The sequence below is a fragment of the Allobosea sp. GW823-FHT01F03 genome, assembly GCF_058798075.1.
Map to the genome: position 1 here is coordinate 1,708,014 of NZ_CM179505.1, position 23,493 is coordinate 1,731,506.

The window sequence follows — 23,493 nt, forward strand, 5'->3', positions numbered from 1 at the left end:
CTCGAAGGCGTCCTTGGCGGCGCGGGGCGGATACGTTTCGTCACAATTTGTGAGGAGATGAGCGGGCTTTCAGCCTGTATGACCGCACAAGGTAATGTCGAGCCGGCAAGGCTCCAGGGAAGAACTTCGACCATGACACGCAAATACTTCGGCACCGATGGCATTCGCGGCCGCGCCAATGGCGTGATCACGCCGGATCTGGCGCTGCGGGTGGGCCAGGCGACCGGTCTTGCCTTTCGCCGCGGCGAACACCGCCATCGCGTGGTGATCGGCAAGGACACGAGACTGTCGGGCTACATGATCGAGAACGCGCTCGTCGCCGGCTTCACCTCGGTCGGCATGGACGTTCTGCTCCTGGGGCCGATGCCGACGCCCGCCGTCGCGATGCTGACGCGCTCGATGCGTTCCGATCTCGGCGTGATGATCTCCGCCTCGCACAACGCCTATGAGGACAATGGCATCAAGCTGTTCGGGCCGGACGGCTACAAGCTCTCCGACGAGGTCGAGTCCGAGATCACCCGGCTGATCGACTCCGATCTCGGCAAGCAGCTTTCGGCTTCGCCGGCGCTCGGGCGAGCGAAGCGCATCGAGAGCGCCGACGCCCGCTATATCGAATTCGCCAAGCGCACCTTGCCGCGCAATCTCAGCCTGGAAGGGCTGCGCATCGTCGTCGACTGCGCCAACGGTGCCGGCTACAAGGTCGCGCCCGAGGCGCTCTGGGAACTCGGGGCCGAAGTCATCGCCATCGGCGTCGAGCCGGACGGCTTCAACATCAACCGCGATGTCGGCTCGACCAAGCCGGAGGCGCTGAGCCAGAAGGTTCGCGAGCTGCGCGCCGATGTCGGCATCGCGCTCGATGGCGATGCCGACCGCGTGCTGATCGTCGACGAGAACGGGCAGGTCGTCGATGGCGATCAGCTGATGGGCGTGATCGCGCGCAGCTGGCAGGAGGACGGGCTGCTTTCGGCGCCGGGCATCGTCGCGACCGTGATGTCCAATCTCGGGCTCGAGCGCTATCTGGCGGGGCTGGGCCTGTCGCTGGCCCGCACCGCCGTCGGCGATCGCTATGTGCTGGAGCATATGCGGGCCAATGGCTTCAATCTCGGCGGCGAGCAGTCGGGCCATATCATCCTCTCCGATTATGCGACGACCGGCGACGGGCTGGTCGCGGCGCTGCAGCTGCTGGCGGTGGTGAAGCGCAAGGAGAAGCCGGTTTCCGAGGTCTGCCATTGCTTCGAGCCGCTGCCGCAGATCCTCAAGAACGTCCGCTACAAGCAGGGACGGCCGCTGGAGGAGAAGCCGGTGGTCAGCGCGATCAAGGCCGCAGAGCAGATGCTGGGCGAGAGCGGGCGCCTGGTGATCCGGCCCTCCGGCACGGAGCCGGTGATCCGGGTCATGGCCGAGGGCGATGATCGCGACCTGGTCATGCGGGCGGTCGACGAGGTCGTGGAGGCGGTGGCGAAAGCCGCGGCCTGAACCCGGCTTTCGTTTCGCCGCGTCTTCCGTCGCCGCGAACCAGACAGGACTGCAAATCTCGGCAGCGCCGGAGCCATGCGCAAGGCTCCGGCGCTTCTTTGTCTCGTGGCCCCCGGGCCGGCCCGGTATTCGGCGCGGTCAAGCATGGCCAAAGGTGATGTGGCCGAGAGTCTGAGCTCCGGGGCGCTGCAGCACTCTCGTTCACGCAAAAGTAGGGTTAGGTTTTAAGGTTAAGTGTCGTTTAAGAAATCAATGGCAAGGTCTTCCCATCGGTAACTCGCGCGAGCTGCGTTCCGCCTGCGCAAACACGAAGGAACCCTGCCATGGGCAGCCTTAAAACCCTAGCGCTCGCCGGCGCCATGGCTCTGGGCGCTTCCGCCGTCGCCAAGGCTGCTGATTTCCCGGTCGCACCTCCGCCGCCCCCGCCGGAGCCCGTCGCGCTGCGCGGCACGCTTTCCTCGGGCATCTATCTGCGCGGCGATGTCGGTGTCGGTATCACCAGCATCGGTAAATACGAGCAGGACGATCTGCGCAATGGAGGCGGAGTCTTCATCAGCGAGGGCGATCGCACGACGACCTTCTTCGCCGGGCTCGGCCTCGGCTATCGCTTCAACAACTGGTTCCGCGTCGACGGCACGCTCGAATTTCGCGGGGGCGGCGAGGCCAGCGCCACGGACAGGTGGGATTACACCAACCAGTACGGCCGGCCCGGCATCCTGACCAACACCTATAAGGGCAATGTCAGCTCGATGGTGGCGTTGTTCAACGCCTATGTCGATCTCGGCACCTGGAACTGCCTGACGCCCTATCTCGGCGCCGGTATCGGCGTGGCGCAGAACCGCGTGACCGGCCTCACAGATCAGGGCGCCAACTGGATCGATCCCACCGGCCAGTACGCCGCGATCATCCAGCCGACGCTCGGCACGGCCAGCAGTGGCTCGAACACCAACATGGCCTGGGCGCTGATGGCCGGTGTCGGCTACGAGGTGAACAAGAATCTGACCCTCGAGCTCGGCTACCGCTATCTCAATCTCGGCGACGCCCATTCGGGCCGTCTGGTCAATGCCTTCACCGGGCAGATCCAGGGCCCGCTGAAGGTCAAGGACATCGACAGCCACGACATCAAGATCGGCATGCGCTGGAATTTCGGCGACCCGGATTGCTGCGGCCCGAAGGAGCAGCCGATCTACGCGCCGGCCACCCACGTCGTTCGCAAGTACTGATCCGTCTCCGCCTTGCATCACGAGGCCGCGCGAACCCGGTTCGCGCGGCCTTTTTCGTTGCGACCAGCTACCGGGTCGGTGTTTCGGGGGCGGCTCGGGTCGGAAGGCCGCGTTCCTGCGGGCTAAGGGGCGAGCCGCCTTCGCAAGGCCGCAGCGACCTCCTCCAGCTCCTGCACGGGGGGCTGCGCCGGCAGCGTGAAAGCCTCGATGCCCTGCTCGAGATAGACGGCCGAGGTGATGTCGTGCCGGTGATGCATCGGCACGATATGGGCATGGGCGTGGTTCACATGGATGCCGGTGTAGAGCATGGCGACCCGCTCGACCGGGTAGAGCGCCTTCATCTCGCGGGCGAGGCGTTGCGATAGCGTCATGATCTTGCCGGCGAGCTCGGGCGGGATGTCCTCGAACCAGGGATAATGGGCGCGCGGTATCACCAGCGTATGGCCTGGCCGGACCGGATGGATGTCGAGAAAGGCGAGGACATCCTCGTCCTCATGAACGGCGTGGCAGGGGATCTCGCCGTGCGCGATCCGGCAGAACAGGCAATCATTGGTCATCCCGGCCTCCAGCCCAGCATCCGGCGCGCAGGTCCGCTGGCCGGGGAGAGTCCTATGATTGACATACTCCCCTAGAGTATTCTAGGCCTAGAGAATGAAATGCCATGCCGCATAGCCCGGAAGAGAAGAAGCGTGCTGTCGCGCGCCTGCGCCGCATCCGGGGGCAGGCCGAGGCGCTGGAGCGCGCCGTCGAGGCCGGCACGGATTGCAGCACGCTCTTGCAGCAGATCGCCGCGTTGCGCGGCGCGGCCAACGGGCTGATGGCGGAAGTGCTCGAAGGCCATCTGCGCGAGACCTTCGGCCAAGCGCGCGGCGGCTCGCCGGGCGGGCAGGGGGCGGCGGACTTCGACGCCGATGCCGAGATCGACGGCATCATCAGGACATTGCGCACCTATCTGAAATAGGCGCGCCGGGACCAGTTCAAGGAGGACATCAAGATGAAGACACGCGCCGCCGTCGCCTGGGAGGCCGGAAAGCCGCTGACCATCGAGACCATCGAGATCGGCGGCCCGAAGGCCGGCGAGGTGCTGGTCGAAGTGATGGCGACCGGCATCTGCCACACCGACGCTTATACGCTGTCGGGGCTGGATTCCGAGGGCAAGTTCCCGGCGATCCTCGGCCATGAGGGCGCCGGCATCGTGCGCGAGGTCGGCGCGGGCGTCACCACGCTGAAGCCGGGCGACCATGTCATCCCGCTCTACACGCCGGAATGCCGCAGCTGTAAGTCCTGCCTGTCGCGCCGGACCAATCTTTGCACCTCGATCCGAGCGACGCAGGGCCAGGGCCTGATGCCGGACGGCACCTCACGCTTCTCCTGCGATAGCGGCACCGTGTTCCACTATATGGGCTGCTCGACCTTCGCGAACTTCACCGTGCTGCCGGAGATCGCGCTCGCCAAGGTCCGCGAGGACGCGCCCTTCGACAAGATCTGCTATATCGGCTGCGGGGTGACGACAGGGATCGGCGCGGTGATCTATACCGCCAAGGTCTGGCCCGGCGCCAATGTCGTGGTCTTCGGCCTCGGCGGCATCGGCCTCAACGTGATCCAGGGCGCCCGCATGGTCGGCGCCGACAAGATCATCGGCGTCGACATCAACCCGGCCAAGCGCGCCATGGCCGAGAAGTTCGGCATGACCGACTTCGTCAACCCGCGCGAGATCGGCAACGACAAGGTGGTGCAGGCGATCGTCGACCTGACCGGCGGCGGCGCCGACTTCTCCTTCGACGCGACCGGCAATACCGATGTGATGCGCCAGGCGCTGGAGTGCTGCCATCGCGGCTGGGGCGAGTCGATCGTCATCGGCGTCGCCGAGGCTGGCAAGGAGATCGCGACGCGTCCGTTCCAGCTGGTCACCGGCAGGGTCTGGAAGGGCACGGCCTTCGGCGGCGCGCGCGGGCGTACCGACGTGCCGAAGATCGTCGACTGGTACATGGAGGGCAAGATCAACATCGACGATCTGATCACCCACAAGCTGAGCCTGGACGAGATCAACCATGGCTTCGACCTGATGCATGAGGGCAAGTCGATCCGCTCGGTGGTGGTCTACTGAGGCGGTCGTTCTTCCGCCGCATCGAGCGGGCAGCAAGGCGGTAGGGTCGGTCTTGAGCCGACCATCGTACAGAACGGTGCTGCCGTCATGGTCGCGCTCGTGGCGACCATCCACGTCTTCGGTCGCCACAGGCGGTGGTCAGGACGTGGATGCTCGGGACAAGCCCGAGCATGACGCGAATGTGCCGCCGGTGGTCCGGCGGGCGATGAACGACCGAAAGGAATTGCGATGGAACTCGTCTCCTCCTCGAAGGCTTTTGGCGGCCAGCAGCGCGTCTATCGCCATGACAGCGCGGCCTGCGCCTGCCCGATGACCTTCGCGGTCTTCCTGCCGCCGCAAGCGGAGGCGGGCCCGGTTCCGGTGCTCTGGTATCTCTCCGGACTGACCTGCAGCCATCAGAACGTGATGGACAAGGGCGAGTACCGGGCGGCGGCGGCCGCCAACGGCATCGCCATCATCTGCCCCGATACCTCGCCGCGCGGCGAGGGCGTGCCGGACGAGCCGGAGAACTGGCAGTTCGGCTCGGGCGCCGGTTTCTATCTCGACGCGACGCAGGCGCCCTATGCGACGAACTACCGGATGGAGAGCTATATCCGGGACGAATTGCCGGAGCTCGTCGCCCGCGAATTGCCGCTCGACATGTCCCGCCAGGGCATTTTCGGCCATTCCATGGGCGGGCACGGGGCGATCACGCTGGCGCTGAAGAATCCCGGGCGCTACGCCTCGGTCTCGGCCTTCGCGCCGATCAGCCAGCCTTCCACCGCCGGCTGGTCGCGGCCGGCCTTCGAGAAATATCTCGGCCCGGACGAGGCGGCGTGGCGCGGCTATGACGCGACGCTGCTGATCGCCGACGGGCATCGCGTCAAGGAGCTGCTCGTCGACCAGGGCACCGCCGACGGCTTCCTGCAGGAAGGGTTGCGGCCGCAGCTGCTCGAACTCGCCTGCACCACGGCCGGCATTCCGCTGACGCTGACGATGCGGGAGGGCTACGACCACTCCTATAATTTCGTCTCGACCTTCATGGCCCAGCACATCGCCTGGCATGCCGAGCGGCTGACGGCCGGCTGAGGAACGCCTTCCCCGCTGCGGCCTCGCACGTCAGCGGTGCGGACCGGGAACGGCAGGGCTCACTGTTCGCGCGGCTTGTCCGGGATGACGAACCCCCTCGGCAAGGAGGCCGAAAACCTTAGCCCGCCAGCACGAAATCGAAGCGGCCGAGCTGGCCGCCCTCGGCTGGGCGCAGCTTCATCAGCAGCCTTGAATCGAACAGGCCGTCGCGGCGATTGCCGGGCTCGTCCGGGAAATAGAGCTGCGTCGTCAGCACCGGGCTCTGCGCGCCGCCGCGCAGCTTGACGTGGAGATGGCGGGTGCGGCCGGGATAGAGCCCGGGCGCCCGGGTGATGAACTGATAGCGGCCCTGCTGATCGGCGAAGAGATGGCCGCGAAAGCGGAAGCCGCGATTATCGTATTGGCCGGTCGGATCGGCCTGCCAGAAATCGAGCAGTGCGCCGGGGACCGGCCGGCATTGCCGCGTCAGCACGAAGCCGCTCAGGACGAGCAGCTGACCTGTCCCATCCTCGCGCAGATCGGAACGCTCTGGCGACGACGGGGTGAAATAGGGGCCCTCGGTCTGGCGCGGGGTCGCGGCGGCCTGGCCGTCGCAGGCGGGAGTCGCCGGCAGCTCGGCGCCTTGCGCCAGCGCTTCGGGCGGCAGGGCGAGGCTGGCGAAGCCCGCGGCCGACAGGCTCGCGATGATGAGGTCGCGGCGGCTCGGTGCTGCGGTCATGGTCTGCTCTCTCCCATTCATTGGTCCACGCCGTTCTTGGATCCACACCGTTCTTGCCGGACAGCTTCGGGCAGATTTCAGGCAGAGCGCATCTGGCTCGCCGAACTGTGATGCGCGGCGCCGCTCGGCATCTGCCCACCACGCGGGTCGGGTCCCGGACGCGAGCGCTGGCGGCGGGCGCGCTTTTTCGGCACAGTCGCGCCAAGGGGAATCGGCCGGCAAGGCGTCCCGTTCGAGACAGTATCAAGGGGACGACATGCCGACCGATATCGAGATCGCCCGCAAGGCGAAGCTGCAGCCGATCGGGGCGATCGCCGCCAAGGCAGGCATCCCGGACGCGGCATTGCAGCCCTATGGAAAATACATCGCCAAGGTCGATACCGGCGCAATCGCCGAGTTCACTTCGCGGCCGGACGGTAAGCTGATCCTCGTCACGGCGATCAGTCCGACGCCGGCCGGCGAGGGCAAGACGACGACCACGGTCGGTCTCGGCGACGGGCTGTCTCGGCTTGGCAAGCGCACCATGATCGCCCTGCGCGAGCCCTCGCTCGGTCCCTGCTTCGGCCAGAAGGGTGGCGCCGCCGGCGGCGGCCATGCCCAGGTCGTGCCGATGGAGCAGATCAACCTGCATTTCACCGGCGATTTCCACGCCATCACCAGCGCGCATAATCTGCTCGCGGCGATGCTCGACAATCATGTCTACTGGAGCAACGAGCTCGGCTTCGATGCCCGTCATGTCGCCTGGCGCCGCGTCATGGACATGAACGACCGGGCGCTGCGCAGCGTGGTCTCCTCGCTCGGCGGGGCGAGCAACGGCTTCCCGCGCGAGGACGGCTTCGACATCACCGTCGCCTCCGAGGTGATGGCGATCTTCTGCCTCGCGACAGATCTGGCCGATCTCGAGGCGCGGCTCGGGCGCATCGTCGTCGGCCGCCGGCGCGACAAGAGCCCGATCACCGCAGCTGATCTCAAGGCGGCGGGCGCGATGACCGTGCTGCTCAAGGACGCGCTGATGCCGAACCTGGTGCAGACACTGGAGGGCACGCCGGCCTTCGTCCATGGCGGGCCCTTCGCCAATATCGCCCATGGCTGCAATTCCGTGATCGCGACGCGCGCCGCGCTCAAGCTCGCCGACTATGTCGTGACCGAAGCCGGCTTCGGGGCCGATCTCGGGGCCGAGAAGTTCTTCGACATCAAATGCCGCAAGGCCGGGCTGAAGCCCGATGTCGCCGTGGTGGTCGCGACCGTCAGGGCGCTGAAGATGCATGGCGGCGTCGCCCGCGACGCGCTCTCGGCCGAGAACCTGCCGGCGCTCGAGGCAGGTCTCTCCAATCTGGCGCGGCATGTCGACAACCTCCGCAAGTTCGGCGTGCCGCCGATCGTCGCGATCAACCATTTCGTCAGCGATACGCCGGCCGAGCACGCGCTGATCCAGAATTTCTGCCGCAACCATCTCGGCGTCGAGGCGGTGATCTGCCGGCACTGGGCGCAAGGTGGCGCCGGCACGGAAGAGCTCGCCGCCAAGGTCGCGGCGCTGGTCGAGAGTGGCGAGGCCGATTTCGCGCCGCTCTATCCGGACGCGCTGCCGCTGCGCGAGAAGCTCGAGAAGGTGGCGCGCGAAATCTACGGTGCCGCCGGCATCTCGGCCGATGCCCGGGTGAGCGCGCGCTTCGCCGAGCTCGAAGCGGCCGGGCATGGCGACCTGCCGGTCTGCGTCGCCAAGACCCAGTACTCCTTCTCTGCCGATCCGACGCTGCGCGGAGCGCCCTCCGGCCATACCGTGCCGGTGCGCGAACTCAGGCTGGCGGCGGGTGCCGGCTTCGTGGTGGCGATCTGCGGGGACATCATGACCATGCCGGGCCTGCCGCGGCAGCCGGCGGCCGAGCGCATCCATATCGATGCGAACGGGCAGATCGAGGGGCTGTTCTAGACTTCGTTCGGCGTCCGGACATGGCGATGCGATCGCGCTCTCCCTGAGCCCGCCGGGGGCGTCGGCTATGCGGGGTCTGCGTTCGTAGAGGACGCAATGGCGCGGCAGCGATGCAGCTGGCCGGGCAGCCCCGTCGGATCAAGTTGAGTGGCGATCACAGAGCGGCAGCCCGCCGCAGCGTTTTGAACTCGCCATCGTTATATTCATCCGTATATAACGATTGAGGTTTCGGGGTCGGGATTCCGCGACTGCCGGGTACCGGCGTATGAGGATGAATTGATGATACCTGCCTCTGCCTTTTCCAAGCCGCTCGCCACGCTCGGGTTAGGCTCTGAACTCAATCGGGTTGCGGTTGGTTTGCTCGGCTGATTCAAAGTCTCTGCTGTTGTGGAGGCATGGATGGGCAAGTCGCTGACTTGGTTAAGCGATGCGGAGTGGGAGCGGATCGAGCCGTTTCTGCCGCGCGGTCGCTGTGGAGCCCGGCGTGTGGATGATCGCCGGGTAATCTCGGGGATCGTGCATATGCTGCGGATCGGGGCGCGCTGGCGCGATTGCCCGCCGGAGTATGGCCCCTACACGACCATCTACAATCGCTTTCACCGCTGGAGCCGACAGGGCGTCTGGTTTGCGGTGTTCGAGGCGTTGACCGGCCACAGCGGCGCGTGGGGTGCGGTCGCGATCGATTCCACCAGCATCAAGGTCCACCGCTCGGCGGCCGGCGCAAAAGGGGGGCCTTCGTACAAGGCATCGGCACCTCGCGCGGCGGACGTACCAGCAAGATCCACGGACTGACCGATCTCGCCGGACGGCCGCGCATCCTGTTGATTTCGCCGGGCAACACGTCCGACATGACGATGGCACCAGCTCTGATCGAAGCGGCGCGCGGTCGCTTCGACAAGCTGATCGCCGACCGCGGCTATGACACCAATGCCATCCGTGCCGCGATCCAGCAGCAGGGTGCCGAGGTTGTCATCCCCGCTACGCGCAGCCGCAAGGCCCCGATCCCTTACGACCGTAACGCCTATCGCAACCGCAACCTCGTCGAACGCCTCTGGTGCAGGCTGAAAGACTGGCGCCGCATCGCGACCCGCTACGACAAGCTCGCCACCAACTTCATGGCAGGCGTCTTCATCGCAGCTGCAATCACCTTCTGGTGTGATTGAGTCCCGAGCCTAGTCCTGTCTCTCTCGGGTGGGATGGCGTCCGGAGCATCCGCGCAGGACCGCGATCTCGTGCTTTACGGCGCCGGCAGTCTGCGCGAGTCGATGGCGGAGATCGCGGATCTGTTCAGTGCGGGGCATAAGATCCCGGTCAAAACCCAATTCGGTGCCTCCGGCCGCATGCGCGAGCGGATCGAGACCGGCGAAGCCGTCGATGTCTTCACCTCGGCGGATATCGGCCATCCTCGCAAACTCGTCGCGGACGGCCGGGCCACGACCATGGCCATGTTCGCGCGCAACACCCTGTGCCTGCTGGTCCCCGAGCGGATGGGGAACCTGCAGAGTGCAGACGCGCTCGGCACACTCCTGAAGGAGGATGTGAAGGTCGGCGTTTCGCCGCCGAAGATCGACCCGCTGGGTGACTACACGGTTCGTCTGATCGATGTCGCCGAGCAACGGCGCCCGGGCGCGCGGGCCTCGATCGAGAAGCGCACGACCATCCTCGACAACCCGCCCGGCGCGCCGGCGGCGAAGTCGGGCGATTATGTGCTCGACGCCCTCAATGCGGGGCGTGTCGACCTCGCCGTGGTCTACTGCTCGGGGCAGCGTCGCTATGCCAAGCTCAGCACGGCGGTCCGCATGGTCGCGTTTCCGGCTGAGCTTGAGGTCGGGCCCGAATACGGCCTCGCCGTCGTGAGCAACACGCCGCAGGCCATGCAGCTGGCTCTGGCCATCCTGTCGCCACAGGGCCAGGCGGTTCTGGCGAGCTATGGCTTCAAGCCGGTCGGACTTCCCCAACCCGCCAAGCCCTGACGACTGCGCTCGCGGGAACGAAGAGACCGCAAGTCAGCTTCTCTTCGTTCCGGCAGCGGTCCCCTTCGCAAGAGGGGCTCCGCATTCCGGTCCGATCTTCCTGCCTGGTCGCCGGTTGCCTCCTGCGACCCTGCGTCAACAAAACATAAACCATATCGTCGCAATGATCCTATTCCGCTCCTTCCGAATCCCCGGAAAGGCGTGTGGTCGGAGGTCTTTGCCCTATGCGCTTGCTCGATGCCTGGCGCAGCTCCGGTCTGAAGGGGCGCGTTCTGGCCCTCGTGCTGGCGACGATGGTCGCGATCGCCCTGCCGGCCTCGGGCATCTTCCTCTGGATCGTCAACGGCACGGTGGTGAAGCTCGGCACGCTTTTCGCCGAGAAGCAGATCCTGTTCGACCGTTTCCGTGGGCTTGAGGCCCTGATGCGCGAGGTTTCGCTGGCCGAGACCGTGGCGCGCGCGCCAGTGATCGTCGAATGGGCGCAGGACGAGCGTGACCCGGAAAAGGCCAGGCGCGGCCTCGCCGAGCTCGAGCACTACCGGCTGTCCTTCAATGATCGCAGCTATTTCGCGGTCGTCGACAAGAGCGGCAACTACTATTTCAACGACAAGGACAACAGCTACGAGCACAACCGGCTGCGCTATGCCGTCTCGCCGGACGCGCCGCAGGACGCCTGGTATTTCAAGACGCGCGCACTCGGCAAAGGCTGCCATCTCAACGTCAATCGCGACGAGACGCTCGGTGTCACCAAGGTCTGGATCAACTGCATCATCCAGAAGGACGGGCAGGTGCTCGGGCTTATCGGCACCGGCGTCGACCTCACCCAGTTCATCAGGGAGGTCGTCGAATTCCCGCAGACCGGCGTGCAGAGCATGTTTGTCGACCTGCAAGGGGCGATCCAGGCGCATCGCGATCCGCGCGTCGTCGACTTCCACAGCCTGACCAAGGACATCTCGGCGAAGAAGACGATCTTCAACCTGCTCGACCGCGAGACGGATCGCGTGGCGCTGGCAGAGATGATGAAACAGGTCTCGCGTGGCGACGTGCTCGTGCTCTCGCGCTTCATGCAGATGGAGGGGCGCGAAGTGCTGGTCGGCGTCGGTTTTCTCGACCGGCTGGGCTGGTTCAACGTCACTGTGATGGATGTCGACGCGATCATCGACCGCAAGCTGTTCATGCCGCTGGCGGCCCTGATCGCCGCGATCCTGCTTGCGGCCGCGACGCTGATGACCCTCCTGTTCAAGCGCAAGGTGCTCGACCGGCTCGCCTGGGTCGAGCAGGGACTGGCGCGGCTGCGCGGCGGTGATTTCAAGGCGACTGCGCGCGAGGACGGTCATGACGAGATCGCCCGCCTGGCGCACGCCTTCAACGAGATGGCGCAGGCGGTCGGCGACAATACCGGGCGGCTCGAAGCGATGGTGCGCGAGCGCACCGAGCAGCTGGAACGCCTGGCGCAGTACGACCCGCTGACATCGATCCTGAACCGGCGTGGCTTCGACCACGCCTTCGCGCGCGAGCAGAACCGAGCCCGGCGTGAGGGCAAGCCCTGTGGCCTGCTGATCGTCGATCTCGATCGCTTCAAGCGCGTCAATGACGAGCACGGCCACCAGGGCGGCGATGCGGTGCTGGTCGCCTGCGTGCAGCGCATGTCGTCGGTGCTGCGCAATTACGATGCTTGCGCCCGCTGGGGCGGCGACGAGTTCATCCTTTTGATCAGTGGCTGCGATGTGCCGGCGCTGTCGGCGATCGCGGCCAAGCTCGGGGCCAATCTGCGCGATGCGCCGGTCCCGCTCGCGGATGGCCGGATGGTCGCGGTGACGGCCAGCATCGGCGCGGTGCTGGTCGGCCAGGATGAAAGCCTGTCCGATGCCGCCGCGCGAGCGGACGCGGCGCTCTACGAGGCCAAGCGCAATGGTCGCGATCGCTTCGTGCTGCACAAGACGCCATTGCGGGCGGCGTAGCCCTCCAGGACACCGGACCGAAAAGCGAGATCCAGTTTTCGGGTGCAACCAGTGCAACGCGGTGAAGCCGCCGCAACGGAGCTGAAGCCAGGGAAGGGCAGTTCAGGGATTGCCGAGCGGCAATGTGATCTCCTCGGGCCGCAAGGGCCGCACCGCGCCCTTGGCGAGGTCGCTGAGCGGCAGGGCGCCGATGCCGACCCTGACGAGGCGCTGCACCTTGGCTCCGGCCGCCTCGACGATGCGCCGGATCTGCCGGTTGCGGCCTTCGTCGATCACCATCTCGATCCAGGCATTGCGCCGGCCATGGCGCAGCAGCGTCGCGGCCCGGGTCGTGAGGCGTTCCTCGCCGTCGACGGCGCCGGCACGGAGCCTGGCCAGCATCGCCTCGTCGGGCACGGTGTCGATCTGGACGTGATAGGTCTTCTCGACGCCGGAGGCGGGGTCGAGAATGGTCTGCGCCCAGCGCGTGTCGTTGCTCATCAGCAGCAGGCCCTCGCTCGCCTTGTCGAGCCGGCCGACCGGGGCGAGGAAGGGCAGGTCGAGTCCGTCGAGGCAGGCATAGACGGTTTCCCGTCCTTCCGGATCATGGCGCGTCGTCACCATGCCGCGCGGCTTGTTCACCATCAGATAGACGCGCTGCTCGGCTGAGACCGCCTCGCCATCGACGGCGATCCTGGCGAGGCCCATGTCGAGGCGCAGCGAAGGGTTTCGGGCGGGCCGGCCATCGACCCGGACGCGGCCGTCGAGAACGAGGCGCTCCGCCTCGGTGCGCGAGCAATAGCCGAGCTTGGAAAGGGCGCGCGCGAGGCTGACGAGACCGGCCGGGCCGGGGTCAGATCGTCTGGTCATGGTCGGAGATTCCAAAGGGAGGGCCGGCTTTGCGCCATGGCGTTCCCTTGCGAAGCACCAGGGCCCTCATGAGCGGCCGTGCCGCGCGGGAGCGCGTTGCCGGCCTTATCGTCGCGGGGAGCGGTGCTGTTCTGAAAGGCGCCGCTCAGGCGCCGTGGCCGACCGCAAGGCCACATTCCCCGAACCTGCGGCTGCGCAGGGTCCGGGGCTAGGTGCCCGCGATGATCACGCTCCCGGGGCGCCAGGAGCGCGACAGAGTGCAGATATTGCGCTTCATCACGCCTAGAAAACGGCTGACGCCGAGGCTGTCAATGCTCCCTGTTGCCGCGCCGCACTACCCTGCTGACGCGGGGCCGACTTGACGATGCGCCCGTTTCGGCGTGTCGCAACGGGAGCGAGGGTTTCGCGCCGCCGCAATCCGGCCTATGAGCCGAAGGCGAAAACACGTCGGGTTCCCATGTCGCACAACAGTTTCGGCCATCTCTTCCGCGTCACCACCTTCGGCGAAAGCCATGGGCCAGCCATCGGCTGCGTCGTCGATGGCTGCCCGCCGCTGATCCCGATCACCGAGGCGGAGATCCAGCTCGAGCTCGACCGGCGCCGTCCTGGCCAGTCGCGCTATACGACGCAGCGCCAGGAGCCGGACGAGGTCCGCATCGTCTCCGGCGTCTTCACCGACGAAGCGAGCGGCGAGCAGGTCACCACCGGTACCGCGATCGGGCTGATGATCGACAATGTCGACCAGCGCTCGAAGGATTATTCCGAGATCAAGGACAAGTACCGGCCGGGCCATGCAGATTTCACCTATGACGTGAAATACGGCATCCGCGACTATCGCGGCGGCGGGCGCTCCTCGGCGCGCGAGACGGCGATGCGGGTCGCGGCCGGGGCAATCGCCCGCAAGGTCGTGCCCGGCCTCAAGGTCCGTGGTGCGCTGGTGCAGATGGGCCCGCACAAGATCGACCGCGGCAATTGGGACTGGGAGGAGGTTTCGCGCAACCCGTTCTTCTGCCCCGACGCCAAGGCCGCCGCCTTCTACGCCGATTATCTCGACGGCATCCGCAAATCCGGTTCCTCGATCGGCGCGGTGCTGGAGATCGTCGCCGAGGGCGTGCCGGAGGGGCTGGGCGCGCCGATCTACGGCAAGCTCGATGCCGATATCGCCGCGGCGCTGATGAGCATCAACGCGGTCAAGGGCGTCGAGATCGGCGAAGGTTTCGGCGCCGCCGAACTCTCCGGCGAGGACAATGCCGACGAGATGCGCGCCGGCAATGACGGCAAGCCCTTGTTCCTGACCAATCATGCCGGCGGCATCCTGGGCGGCATCTCGACCGGCCAGCCGATCGTCGCGCGCTTCGCGGTGAAGCCGACCTCCTCGATCCTGTCGCCGCGCGCCACCGTGACGCGCAGCGGTGGCGAGGCCGAGATGTTCACCAAGGGGCGCCACGATCCCTGCGTCGGTATCCGCGCCGTGCCGGTCGGCGAGGCAATGGTCGCCTGTGTGCTGGCCGACCATTATCTGCGCCATCGCGGCCAGGTCGGGGTGGTGGAGCCGCGCTGGCCGTTCGGGCGCTAGAGCCGCCCGCTTCTCGGCCGTCATTCCGGCCGCAGCGAAGCGGAGCGCCGGAAACCATCGTAGAGTGCGACGCTCTCCGATGGATTCCGGATCTGCGCCGCTCTACGGCTTGTCCGGAATAACGATAGCAATGCCTGGTTTTCAGTATCACTGAAATTTGTGTAACGGTTCATTGCGAGCGAAGCGCTGGCGTATTAGATTGACGCCATGAAACTCGACGCTTGGCTCCAACAGCAGAAGATCGGCCGCAGTGCCTTTGCGCGCCAGGCAGGCCTGTCGCCCGCGAGCGTGACCGCGCTCTGCAACGACCCCGATGCCTGGATCTCGCGCGAGAGCGCCGAGCGCATCGCCGCCGCCACCGGCGGTGCCGTCACCCCCAATGATTTCCTGGGCCTGCAGGGCCCCCGCGAGGCCGCCATGACCCAGAGCAATGTCGCCGAGACCATCGAAGCCTTCGCGCGCGGCGAGATCGTGATCGTCACCGATGACGACGACCGCGAGAACGAGGGCGATCTCATCGTCGCAGCCTCGCTCTGCACGCAGGAGAAGATGGCCTTCATCATCCGCAACACCTGCGGCATCGTCTGCGCGCCCCTGACCGGCGACGAAGCCCGCCGTTTGCGGCTCGACCCGATGGTCTCCTCCAACGACGCCCCGCTCGGCACGGCCTTCACCATCACGGTCGACGTCAAGCACGGGCTGACCACCGGCATCTCGGCCGAGCAGCGCAACAATACGGTGCGCGCGCTGGCCAACGGCAATATGGGCGCCGCCGATTTCGTCCGCCCGGGCCATGTCTTCCCGCTGATCGCCAAGGAAGGCGGCGTGCTGATGCGCTCCGGCCATACGGAGGCGGCCGTCGATCTCTGCAAGCTCGCCAATCTGCCGCCTGTCGGCGTGATCTGCGAACTCGCCAACGATGACGGCACAGTGATGAAGGGGCCGCAGATCGCCGCCTTCGCCGAGAAGCACAAGCTGAAGCAGATCACCGTCGCCGACCTGATCGCCTATCGCCAGGCGCGCGAGAAGCTCGTCGAGCGCGTGCACTCCTTCCCGGTCAAGACCGAGTTCGGCGAGATGACCGGCCATGTCTATGTCACGCGCTTCGACGACACCCAGCATTTCGCCTTCGTGATGGGCAAGCTCGGCGATGGCGAGAAGGTGCCGGCCCGGCTGCATCGCGCCAATGTCGTCGCCGATGTGCTCGGTGGCGCCTCCTCGATCCAGTGCGCGCTGCGCCGGTTCCAGAAGGAGGGGCGCGGCGTGCTGGTCTATCTGCGCGACGGCTCGGCCGGCGTGCCGATCAAGAGCGTCGAGGAAGGCTCGGACGCAGTGCGCTTCCAGCAATGGCGCGAGATCGGCCTCGGCGCGCAGATCCTGCGCGATCTCGGCGTCGCCTCGATCGTCAACCTCGCCTCGACCTCGCGCTCCTTCGTCGGTCTTTCCGGCTTCGGCATCGAGATCGCCGAGACCGAGCCGCTGGAGTAGGGTTTCGCGCTGTCGGAAATCCAAGGGGTCGGGCCCTCATCCTGAGGAGCGGCCGCAGGCCGCGTCTCGAAAGATGATCCAGCTGGTTCCAAAGCCTTTTGGAACATCCTTCGAGACGCCGCTTCGCGGCTCCTTAGGATGAGGCTGTGCGGTGCGATCCCCGGATGACGTTCACCCCCGCATCAGCGCCATGACATGCGCGGCCACCGATCTCGACAGGCCCTCGAGATCGTAGCCGCCTTCCAGGATCGAGACGAGCCGGCCGCCGGCATGGCGGTCGGCGAGTTCCATCAGCTTCTGCGTCGCCCAGGCGAAGTCCTGTTCCTTCAGGTTGATATTGGCGAGCGGGTCGCGCCAATGCGCGTCGAACCCGGCCGAAACGATCACGAGATCCGGCCGGAAGGCTGCGATCGACGGCAGGATCGCGCTCTCATAGGCATCGCGGAAAGCATCGCTGCCGTCCCCGGCGCGCAAGGGGGCGTTGACGATGGTGCCGTGCTCACCGCGCTCGGAGGCGGCGCCGGTGCCGGGAAACAGCGGCATTTCGTGGATCGAGGCGTAGAGCACGCTGGCATCGTTCCAGAAGATCTCTTGCGTGCCGTTGCCGTGGTGGACATCCCAGTCGAGGATTGCGACCCGTTCGGCGCCGTGAGCCTTCTGCGCATGCCGGGCGGCGATCGCGGCATTGTTGAAGAAGCAGAAGCCCATGGCGCGCTTGCTCTCGGCATGGTGACCGGGCGGACGCATGGCGCAGAAGGCATTGGCGGCGCGCCGGGTCATGATCTCGTCGACGGCGAGCACGGCGGCGCCGACCCCGTGCAGTGCAGCCGAGAGTGTGCCCGGCGACATCGTCGTGTCGGCATCGAGCTCGACGAGGCCGTCCCGCGGCGCAGCGGCGACCACGCCCTGCACGAACGGGGCGGGATGGCAGAGTTCGACCTGCGCCAGCTCGCCCTCTGGGGCGGTGACACGCTGCAGGGTCGCGAAGCGCTCGTCCTCGAGCACGCGCTCGACGGCGCGAATCCGGTCGGAGCGTTCGGGGTGGCCGGTCGGCGTGGCATGCTGGAGGCTGGAGGGGTGGCTGATCAGGAGCGTGGTCACGCGGAAGGCTCTCCAGGGGTATCTTTGGGTCAATCGGCGTCGGCAAGCGTGACCATATTGTCACTGCAACGCAGCAAGAAGCCAAATCGCATCGAAATCCCGGAACCTCGTTGCACGGCTGACGTTGGAGCCGTAAATCTGGGCTCCGTTCCGGCCCTGGCTTGCGTCTGTCGGGTCACAGAATCTTAACGATCCATTCATCATAACAGACGCCGTCCTGGCGTCGTCGGTGGAAGTCATGAAGCGGTCTCTGGTTGCTGCGCTCGGCGTGTCCGTCCTTCTCGGGGCGTGCCAATACAAGACCGTGAATGCGCCCGCGCTCTCGGTACGCGATGCCGAATACATGGCGCTGGTTCCGAAATTCGAGACGCAGATCACGCATCTTCCCTATGAGATCAATGATCCCACCGGTGAAGCGCCGGGCACGATCGTGGTCGATACGACAGAGAAGTTCCTCTACTTCGTGCTGCCCAACAAGAAGGCGATTCGCTACGGCGTCGCGACCGGCGACGAGGCCTTCGGCTGGACCGGCACGGCGGTGATGCAGCGCAAGGCGGAATGGCCGCGCTGGACGCCGCCGGCCGAGATGATCAAGCGCTGGCCGCATCTGGCGCCGCGCGCCGGCGGCATGGAAGGCGGACCGGACAATCCGCTCGGGGCCCGGGCTCTCTATCTCTACCAGAACGGCAAGGACACGCTGTACCGCATCCACGGCACCAACGAGCCCGAGACGATCGGCCGTTCGGCCTCGTCGGGCTGCATCCGGATGCGCAACATCGATGCGATCGACCTCTATAATCGCTCCGAGGTCGGCGGCAAGGTCATCGTCCGCTGAGGCTGGAGCGGCGCCAGTCGGTGCCGCATCTCGGTCGACCTTTCGCCGCGTCCTCGCGCGAGCCGGGTCCGGCTTCGCGCGAAACTGATTCAACCCAGTTCGATCAGCACGATCTCCGGCGGGGCGCCGAACCTCACCGGTAATTTGCTCGTCCCCAGCCCGGCCGAGACCACGAGGTCACGGCCATTCTCGACGACATGGCCATAGGCATAGCGGTTGCCATAGTGCGACGGCACGATCGGCGACCAGCCGAGAATCCGGACCTGCCCGCCATGGGTGTGCCCTGAGAGTGTCAGCGAGACGCGGGCCGGCATGCGCGCGAAGATGTCCGGCTCATGCGCCATCAGGATCACGGGTGCGTCGTCGTCGATCCCGGCGAGGGTTGCCGCGAGATCGTGGACGCCACGGCGCTGGCCGCGGCGCGGCCGTAGAAAGGCGAGCTGGTCGCCGAGACCGGCGAGCCAGAGCGGCCCGGCTTTGGTGTCCAGTCGCCGCGCATCGTTCTCTAGGACCGGAATGCCGACCGCTTCGAGGGCGAGCCTGACCTCGGTAGGGCCGCGATAGTCGCGCTGCGCCCGGGCGTCATGCCACCAGTCGTGATTGCCGAGTATGGCGAAGCGGCCATGGGCCGCCCGCAAGCGGGCGAGTTCGGCTGCCCACGCCGCCTCGGGCGGGTCGTCCGGGCGCTTCGGCCTGCTGGCGATGAAGTCGCCGAGTAGCAGGGTGAGATCGGGCTGAAGGAGATTGGTCTGGTCGACGATCGCGCGCACCCGCGACACCGGCATATGCGGGCCGCCGACATGCAGATCGGAGATCACGGCGAGGCGGAGAGTCTCGCCTTGCGGCCAGCGCGCCGGCTTCAAACGGTAGCGCGTCACGCCCTGACGGGTCGGTTCCCAGGCATAGGCGTAGCTGCCCAGGCCGATGGCGGACAGAAAAAGACCGGCGAGAGTCTGAAGAACTCTGCGCCGGTCAAGCATGGAGGGTCTCGGTAGAAGGTCGTGCCGTGGTCAATCTTCAGAACCGCTGCGCAGGATCGCCGGGACGTCCCTGCGCTGCGGTGTCAACGCGGCGGGTGCCCAGCGAGTTCCAGCGAGAATGGCAGGAATTGCGATTGGGCGAAAGCGGGATGCGTAGGCCTCGCGCGCCGTGGCGTCGTGAAAGCTGGCGCTGCGCGGTGCCGTCTGTTGGGGCTTTTGCGAAGACATGACTCTCGGGTTCCATCTAGGCTTGCCGACGGTTCCTGGCCGTCGACAGAGGCAATGTCGCAGCCGATCGGGTCGGGCCGGCGGCGGCATCGTGAAAACATCATGACGTTTTCTGCGTCACAACGAGGCCTTGGCCGGCTTTGGTGTGGTTTCGCTGGCGGCTACCGATAATCCGCTGCTGTCACGTCCCCGCTATCGCCGTGCCCCGTCCCCGCCATCTGGGCGTTCGTCAGATCTAGATTGGACCTCAAATGAAAATGCCCGCCACGAGGGCGGGCATCGCGATCATGAACGCGCAGGCCGCTGTCAGGCGGCGAGCAGGCCTTCGGCCTTGACCCAGTCGAGCGTCTTGCCGAGTGCCCGCTCATAGCGGTCGAACATCTCGTCGATCTCGGCCTCGCTGATCACCAGCGGCGGACAGAAGGCGACGCGGTCGCCGCCCATGGCGCGCAGGATCACGCCCTCCTCCTGGGCGAAGGAAACCGATTTGGCGGCGACGGCCTTCTTGGCCTCGAACTGCGCCTTGCTCGCCTTGTCCTTGACGAGTTCGATGCCGCCGATCAGGCCGACGCCGCGTGCCTCGCCGACCAGCGGATGCTCGGCCAGCTTGCCGAGGCGGGCGAGGAATTTCGGCGAGACCTGCCGGACGCGCTCGATGATCTTGTCGCGCTGGTAGATCTCCAGCGTCTTGACCGCGACCGCGCAGCCGACCGGGTGGCCGGCATAGGTGTTGCCGTGGCCGAAGGTGCCGATCTTGCGGCTCTGGTCGACGAGAACCTCATAGACGGCTTCGTTGACCATCACGGCGCTGAGCGGGAAATAAGCCGAGGTCAGCGCCTTGGCGCAGGACAGCGTGTCGGCATTCATCTTGTAGGTGGTGGTGCCGAACATCTCGCCGGTGCGGCCGAAGCCGGTGATGACCTCGTCGGCGATGAACAGGATGTCGTATTTGGCGAGGACGGCGTTGATCGCCTCGAAATAGCCCTCGGGCGGGGTCACCGCGCCGCCGGCGCCCATCACCGGCTCGGCGATGAAGGCGGCGACCGTGTCCGGGCCCTCGCGCTGGATCATCTCGTCGAGCTCGGCTGCCAGCCTCGCCGAGAAATCGAGCTCGCTCTCGCCGGGATGGGCGAAGCGGTAGTGATGCGGGCAGGAGGTGTGGAGAATGCCGGGGAGCGGCAGGTCGAAATCGGTATGGTTGGCGGGCAGACCGGTCAGCGACGCCGAAGCGACGGTGACGCCGTGATAGCCCTTCAGCCGCGAGATGATCTTCTTCTTCTTGGGGCGACCGAGCGCATTGTTCATGTACCAGACCAGCTTGACCTGGGTGTCGTTGGCATCGGAGCCGGCCGATCCGTAGAAGACCTTGGAGATCGGTACGGGCGCGATCTCCTTCAGCTTCTCGGCGAGCTCGATCGCCGGGTCGTGGCTGCGGCCCGAGAAGATATGGGTGAAGGGCAGTTTCTTGAGCTGCTCATAGGCGGTTTCGGCCAGCTCGTCGTTGGAATAGCCGAGCGAGGTGCACCAGAGCCCGGCCATGCCCTCGATATAGTCCTTGCCGGTGGTGTCGTAGACGAAGACGCCCTTGCCGCGCTCCAGCACCAGCGGGCCGACCTCGCGATGGGTGGCGAGATTGGTATAGGGGTGAATCAGCGTTTCGATATCGCGCACGGCGAGGTTGGTCAGCATGCCCGGCTCCGCTTCCTTATGGGACGTTTATGCGAGCATAGCTCCGCAGCCGCGCAAGCGCTGAGCGATTTTCTTGCAGATCGAAGCAGAGTCTGGCGCAGGGCAGGGCCGCGGCGTCGGAAACTTGAGGCGGCTTTTTTCCGATGGAGCCGCCATCCTTCGAGACGCCGCTGTGTGGCTCCCGTGGCACGAGGGCCGATGCCAGGAAATCGCGTCTGGAACGGTTCCAATCATGGCTTGCCAGCGGCAGCGGCGATGCTCATGGTGCGGCCGGTTCACGAGAGGTCCGCATGATCGATCCCGCCACCCTGGCGAACCGGCCGGCGCCGGGCCGCGATTGCGGCAGCTGCACATTGTGCTGCAAGGTCTATGACAATCCGGAGGTCGACAGCGTCGCCGGCGCGTGGTGCCAGCATTGCCTGCCCGGGCGATCCTGCAAGATCTACGCGCAGAGGCCGCAGCAATGCCGCGACTTCTTCTGCCTGTGGATGACGCAGGGCTTCCTCGGCCCGGAATGGAAGCCGGATCAGGCGCGTTTCGTGCTGACAATGGACCCGGCGACCAAATGGCTGTTCGCCCAGGTCGATCCCGGCGCGGCGCAGGCCTGGCGCAAGGAACCCTATCTCGGCCAGTTCCGCCGCTGGGCGAGCGCCGGCCAGCGGCCGGTGATCGTCTTCGTCGGCAAGCTCGCCACCGCGATCCTGCCGGACCGCGAGGTCGCGATCGGCGCGATCGGGCCGCATGAGCGCCTGGTGCTGCGCGAGGAGCTGGTCGGCGGGCGCTCGCGGCCGACGGTCGCCAAGGTGACGGTTGCGGCGTGAGCGCATCGGGCCGGCCCATGCTGCATCATCTCTCCTTCGGCGTCGCCGATATTATGCGCGCCGCAGCCTTCTACGATGCGGCGCTGGCGCCGCTCGGCTATGTCCGCGTCTGGCAGGATCTGCGGCCGGGCGAAGCCGGACAGGCCATCGGCTATGGGGTGCCGGGCAGCGGCGACCAATTGGCTCTGAAGCATCGCCCTGACGGGCAAAGGCCGCCGGGGCCTGGTTTCCATCTCGCCTTGGCGGCGCCGGGTCGTCAGGCGGTCGCGGATTTTCACTGTGCGGCTCTGGAGCATGGCGGCCGCGACAATGGCGCGCCCGGCCTGCGGGTGCATTACGGCCCGAACTACTATGCGGCCTTCGTCGTCGACCCCGACGGGCATCATCTCGAAGCCGTGTTCAACGCCGCTGTCTGATCGTCGCCGGAGGAGGAGGGCACCTTGCACAAGAGGGCACGCGACCATGGTCTGATCTGCGGCTCGCTGACGACCGGCCCGCTCAACGCGATCACGGATGTGGCCGGCGTCACCGTGGGCCACCGGACCATCCGGGAAGGCGGTGTCAACACGGGTTTCACGGTGGTGCTGCCGCATGACGGGGATCTCTTCCGCGAGAAGGTCCGCGCCGGTGTCGAGATCATCAACGGCTTCGGCAAGAGCGCCGGGCTGATGCAGCTCGCCGAGCTCGGCCAGATCGAGACGCCGATCCTGCTCGGCAACACGTTTTCGGTCGCGACCGGGATCGAGGCTTTGGTCGGGCGGGCGCTCGCCGCCAATCCGCAGATCGGGCGCAGCACCGGCACGGTCAACTCGCTGGTGCTGGAATGCAATGACGGTTTCCTCTCGGACATCCGGGCACGGCGCCTGACGCTCGCGGATGCGGAAGCCGCGCTCGATGCCGCCACTGGCGGACCGGTCGAGGAGGGTGCGGTCGGCGCCGGTACCGGCATGAGCGCTTTCGGCTTCAAGGGTGGCATCGGAACGGCGTCGCGGCTGGTGGAACTGGATGGCCGCAGCTTCACGCTCGGCGTGCTGGTGCAGGCGAATTTCGGCAATGCCGGCGATCTCGTATTGCCCGATGGCCGTCGCCCGGTGCCATCGGCGAAGCGGACGGCCCAGCCGCCCGAGCGCGGCTCGGTGATCATCATCGTGGCCACCGACCTGCCGCTGGAGAGCCGGCAATTGACGCGCGTCGCCCAGCGCTGCGGCGCGGGCCTCGCCCGGCTCGGCGCCTTCTGGGGCAATGGCAGCGGCGACATCGCCATCGCCTTCTCGACAGCGAACAGGGTCGCGCATCACGAGAAGGCCGATATCGTGCCGCTCGCCGCGCTCAACGAGAACCGCATCGACCTGCCCTTCCGGGCCGCCGCCGAGGCGACGCAGGAGGCGGTGCTGAACGCCATGCTGGCGGCGCCGGAGACGGTCGGTCGCGACGGAAACCGCAGGGCTTCGCTGGCGGATTACTTGTAGG

Annotated in this window: 20 protein-coding genes and 1 pseudogene; 15 read left to right on the top strand and 6 right to left on the bottom strand. The window is 66.5% G+C overall.

Annotation, left to right across the window (positions count from 1 at the left end):
• Positions 1 to 132: 132 nt before the first annotated feature.
• Together glmM and AC3RCC_RS08010 are read left to right on the top strand one after the other, a co-directional pair.
• Positions 133 to 1,476, top strand: a complete 1,344-nt coding sequence (gene glmM / locus AC3RCC_RS08005; RefSeq protein ID WP_291642591.1) for a phosphoglucosamine mutase — start codon at positions 133 to 135, stop codon at positions 1,474 to 1,476.
• Between the two features lie 323 nt (positions 1,477 to 1,799).
• Positions 1,800 to 2,699: an outer membrane protein gene (locus AC3RCC_RS08010; protein ID WP_291642589.1), complete on the top strand. Its 900-nt coding sequence runs from the start codon at positions 1,800 to 1,802 to the stop codon at positions 2,697 to 2,699.
• A gap of 122 nt (positions 2,700 to 2,821) precedes the next feature.
• Here the strand turns inward: AC3RCC_RS08010 and AC3RCC_RS08015 are convergent, their stop codons facing one another.
• A complete protein-coding gene (locus AC3RCC_RS08015; RefSeq protein WP_492258110.1) occupies positions 2,822 to 3,256 on the bottom strand; it encodes an HIT family protein in 435 nt (144 codons plus the stop codon).
• Between the two features lie 104 nt (positions 3,257 to 3,360).
• On the opposite strand from AC3RCC_RS08015, the gene AC3RCC_RS08020 reads away from it, so the two are divergent.
• The 3 genes from AC3RCC_RS08020 (at position 3,361) to fghA (ending at position 5,874) form a co-directional block, all read left to right on the top strand.
• Positions 3,361 to 3,660 carry a metal/formaldehyde-sensitive transcriptional repressor gene (locus tag AC3RCC_RS08020; RefSeq protein ID WP_291642585.1) on the top strand — a complete coding sequence of 100 codons (300 nt, stop codon included), beginning with the start codon at positions 3,361 to 3,363 and terminating at the stop codon, positions 3,658 to 3,660.
• Positions 3,661 to 3,693: 33 nt separating this feature from the next.
• On the top strand, positions 3,694 to 4,806 hold the full coding sequence (locus AC3RCC_RS08025) for an S-(hydroxymethyl)glutathione dehydrogenase/class III alcohol dehydrogenase (protein WP_291642583.1): 1,113 nt from the start codon (positions 3,694 to 3,696) through the stop codon (positions 4,804 to 4,806).
• A gap of 228 nt (positions 4,807 to 5,034) precedes the next feature.
• Positions 5,035 to 5,874: an S-formylglutathione hydrolase gene (gene fghA, locus AC3RCC_RS08030; protein WP_452116984.1), complete on the top strand. Its 840-nt coding sequence runs from the start codon at positions 5,035 to 5,037 to the stop codon at positions 5,872 to 5,874.
• Between the two features lie 118 nt (positions 5,875 to 5,992).
• On the opposite strand, the gene AC3RCC_RS08035 is transcribed toward fghA, so the two are convergent.
• Positions 5,993 to 6,592 (bottom strand): dioxygenase family protein, encoded by a 600-nt coding sequence (locus tag AC3RCC_RS08035; RefSeq protein ID WP_492258111.1) that lies wholly within the window; start codon positions 6,590 to 6,592, stop codon positions 5,993 to 5,995.
• A gap of 256 nt (positions 6,593 to 6,848) precedes the next feature.
• On the opposite strand from AC3RCC_RS08035, the gene AC3RCC_RS08040 reads away from it, so the two are divergent.
• The 4 genes and pseudogenes from AC3RCC_RS08040 to AC3RCC_RS08055 all read left to right on the top strand — a co-directional run bounded on the left by AC3RCC_RS08040 (position 6,849) and on the right by AC3RCC_RS08055 (position 12,456).
• On the top strand, positions 6,849 to 8,522 hold the full coding sequence (locus tag AC3RCC_RS08040) for a formate--tetrahydrofolate ligase (RefSeq protein ID WP_291648208.1): 1,674 nt from the start codon (positions 6,849 to 6,851) through the stop codon (positions 8,520 to 8,522).
• A gap of 399 nt (positions 8,523 to 8,921) precedes the next feature.
• A pseudogene (locus AC3RCC_RS08045) lies at positions 8,922 to 9,685 on the top strand (IS5 family transposase).
• Between the two features lie 69 nt (positions 9,686 to 9,754).
• Positions 9,755 to 10,495, top strand: coding sequence for an extracellular solute-binding protein (locus AC3RCC_RS08050; protein WP_492258112.1), 741 nt, complete (start codon positions 9,755 to 9,757; stop codon positions 10,493 to 10,495).
• A gap of 224 nt (positions 10,496 to 10,719) precedes the next feature.
• Positions 10,720 to 12,456 (top strand): sensor domain-containing diguanylate cyclase, encoded by a 1,737-nt coding sequence (locus AC3RCC_RS08055; RefSeq protein WP_492258113.1) that lies wholly within the window; start codon positions 10,720 to 10,722, stop codon positions 12,454 to 12,456.
• 102 nt (positions 12,457 to 12,558) lie between these two features.
• On the opposite strand, the gene AC3RCC_RS08060 is transcribed toward AC3RCC_RS08055, so the two are convergent.
• Positions 12,559 to 13,305, bottom strand: coding sequence for a pseudouridine synthase (locus AC3RCC_RS08060; RefSeq protein ID WP_492258114.1), 747 nt, complete (start codon positions 13,303 to 13,305; stop codon positions 12,559 to 12,561).
• A gap of 457 nt (positions 13,306 to 13,762) precedes the next feature.
• Between AC3RCC_RS08060 and aroC the strand changes: the two genes are divergently transcribed.
• Both aroC and ribB read left to right on the top strand, forming a co-directional pair.
• The gene (aroC, locus tag AC3RCC_RS08065; RefSeq protein ID WP_291641605.1) at positions 13,763 to 14,881 is read left to right on the top strand and encodes a chorismate synthase; all 1,119 of its coding nucleotides are present in this window, start codon (positions 13,763 to 13,765) and stop codon (positions 14,879 to 14,881) included.
• Positions 14,882 to 15,088: 207 nt separating this feature from the next.
• Positions 15,089 to 16,369 carry a 3,4-dihydroxy-2-butanone-4-phosphate synthase gene (gene ribB / locus AC3RCC_RS08070; protein ID WP_452116976.1) on the top strand — a complete coding sequence of 427 codons (1,281 nt, stop codon included), beginning with the start codon at positions 15,089 to 15,091 and terminating at the stop codon, positions 16,367 to 16,369.
• Positions 16,370 to 16,540: 171 nt separating this feature from the next.
• On the opposite strand, the gene AC3RCC_RS08075 is transcribed toward ribB, so the two are convergent.
• On the bottom strand, positions 16,541 to 17,470 hold the full coding sequence (locus AC3RCC_RS08075) for a histone deacetylase family protein (protein WP_291641606.1): 930 nt from the start codon (positions 17,468 to 17,470) through the stop codon (positions 16,541 to 16,543).
• Positions 17,471 to 17,708: 238 nt separating this feature from the next.
• Here AC3RCC_RS08075 and AC3RCC_RS08080 point away from each other — a divergent pair, with 238 nt between their 5' ends.
• Entirely contained in the window at positions 17,709 to 18,305 is a 597-nt protein-coding gene (locus AC3RCC_RS08080) for a L,D-transpeptidase (protein WP_291641608.1), read from the top strand.
• Positions 18,306 to 18,394: 89 nt separating this feature from the next.
• Here the strand turns inward: AC3RCC_RS08080 and AC3RCC_RS08085 are convergent, their stop codons facing one another.
• Entirely contained in the window at positions 18,395 to 19,285 is an 891-nt protein-coding gene (locus AC3RCC_RS08085) for a metallophosphoesterase (protein WP_291641610.1), read from the bottom strand.
• 534 nt (positions 19,286 to 19,819) lie between these two features.
• Positions 19,820 to 21,202 (bottom strand): aminotransferase, encoded by a 1,383-nt coding sequence (locus AC3RCC_RS08090; RefSeq protein ID WP_291641612.1) that lies wholly within the window; start codon positions 21,200 to 21,202, stop codon positions 19,820 to 19,822.
• Positions 21,203 to 21,492: 290 nt separating this feature from the next.
• Between AC3RCC_RS08090 and AC3RCC_RS08095 the strand changes: the two genes are divergently transcribed.
• The 3 genes from AC3RCC_RS08095 to AC3RCC_RS08105 are packed head-to-tail and all read left to right on the top strand — an operon-like array spanning position 21,493 to position 23,492.
• Complete coding sequence (locus tag AC3RCC_RS08095; protein ID WP_291641614.1) at positions 21,493 to 22,023, top strand: hypothetical protein; 531 nt, start codon at positions 21,493 to 21,495, stop codon at positions 22,021 to 22,023.
• A 17-nt stretch (positions 22,024 to 22,040) separates the two neighbouring features.
• Positions 22,041 to 22,439, top strand: a complete 399-nt coding sequence (locus AC3RCC_RS08100; protein WP_492258764.1) for a VOC family protein — start codon at positions 22,041 to 22,043, stop codon at positions 22,437 to 22,439.
• Between the two features lie 24 nt (positions 22,440 to 22,463).
• On the top strand, positions 22,464 to 23,492 hold the full coding sequence (locus AC3RCC_RS08105) for a DmpA family aminopeptidase (RefSeq protein ID WP_492258115.1): 1,029 nt from the start codon (positions 22,464 to 22,466) through the stop codon (positions 23,490 to 23,492).
• Position 23,493: the final 1 nt, after the last annotated feature.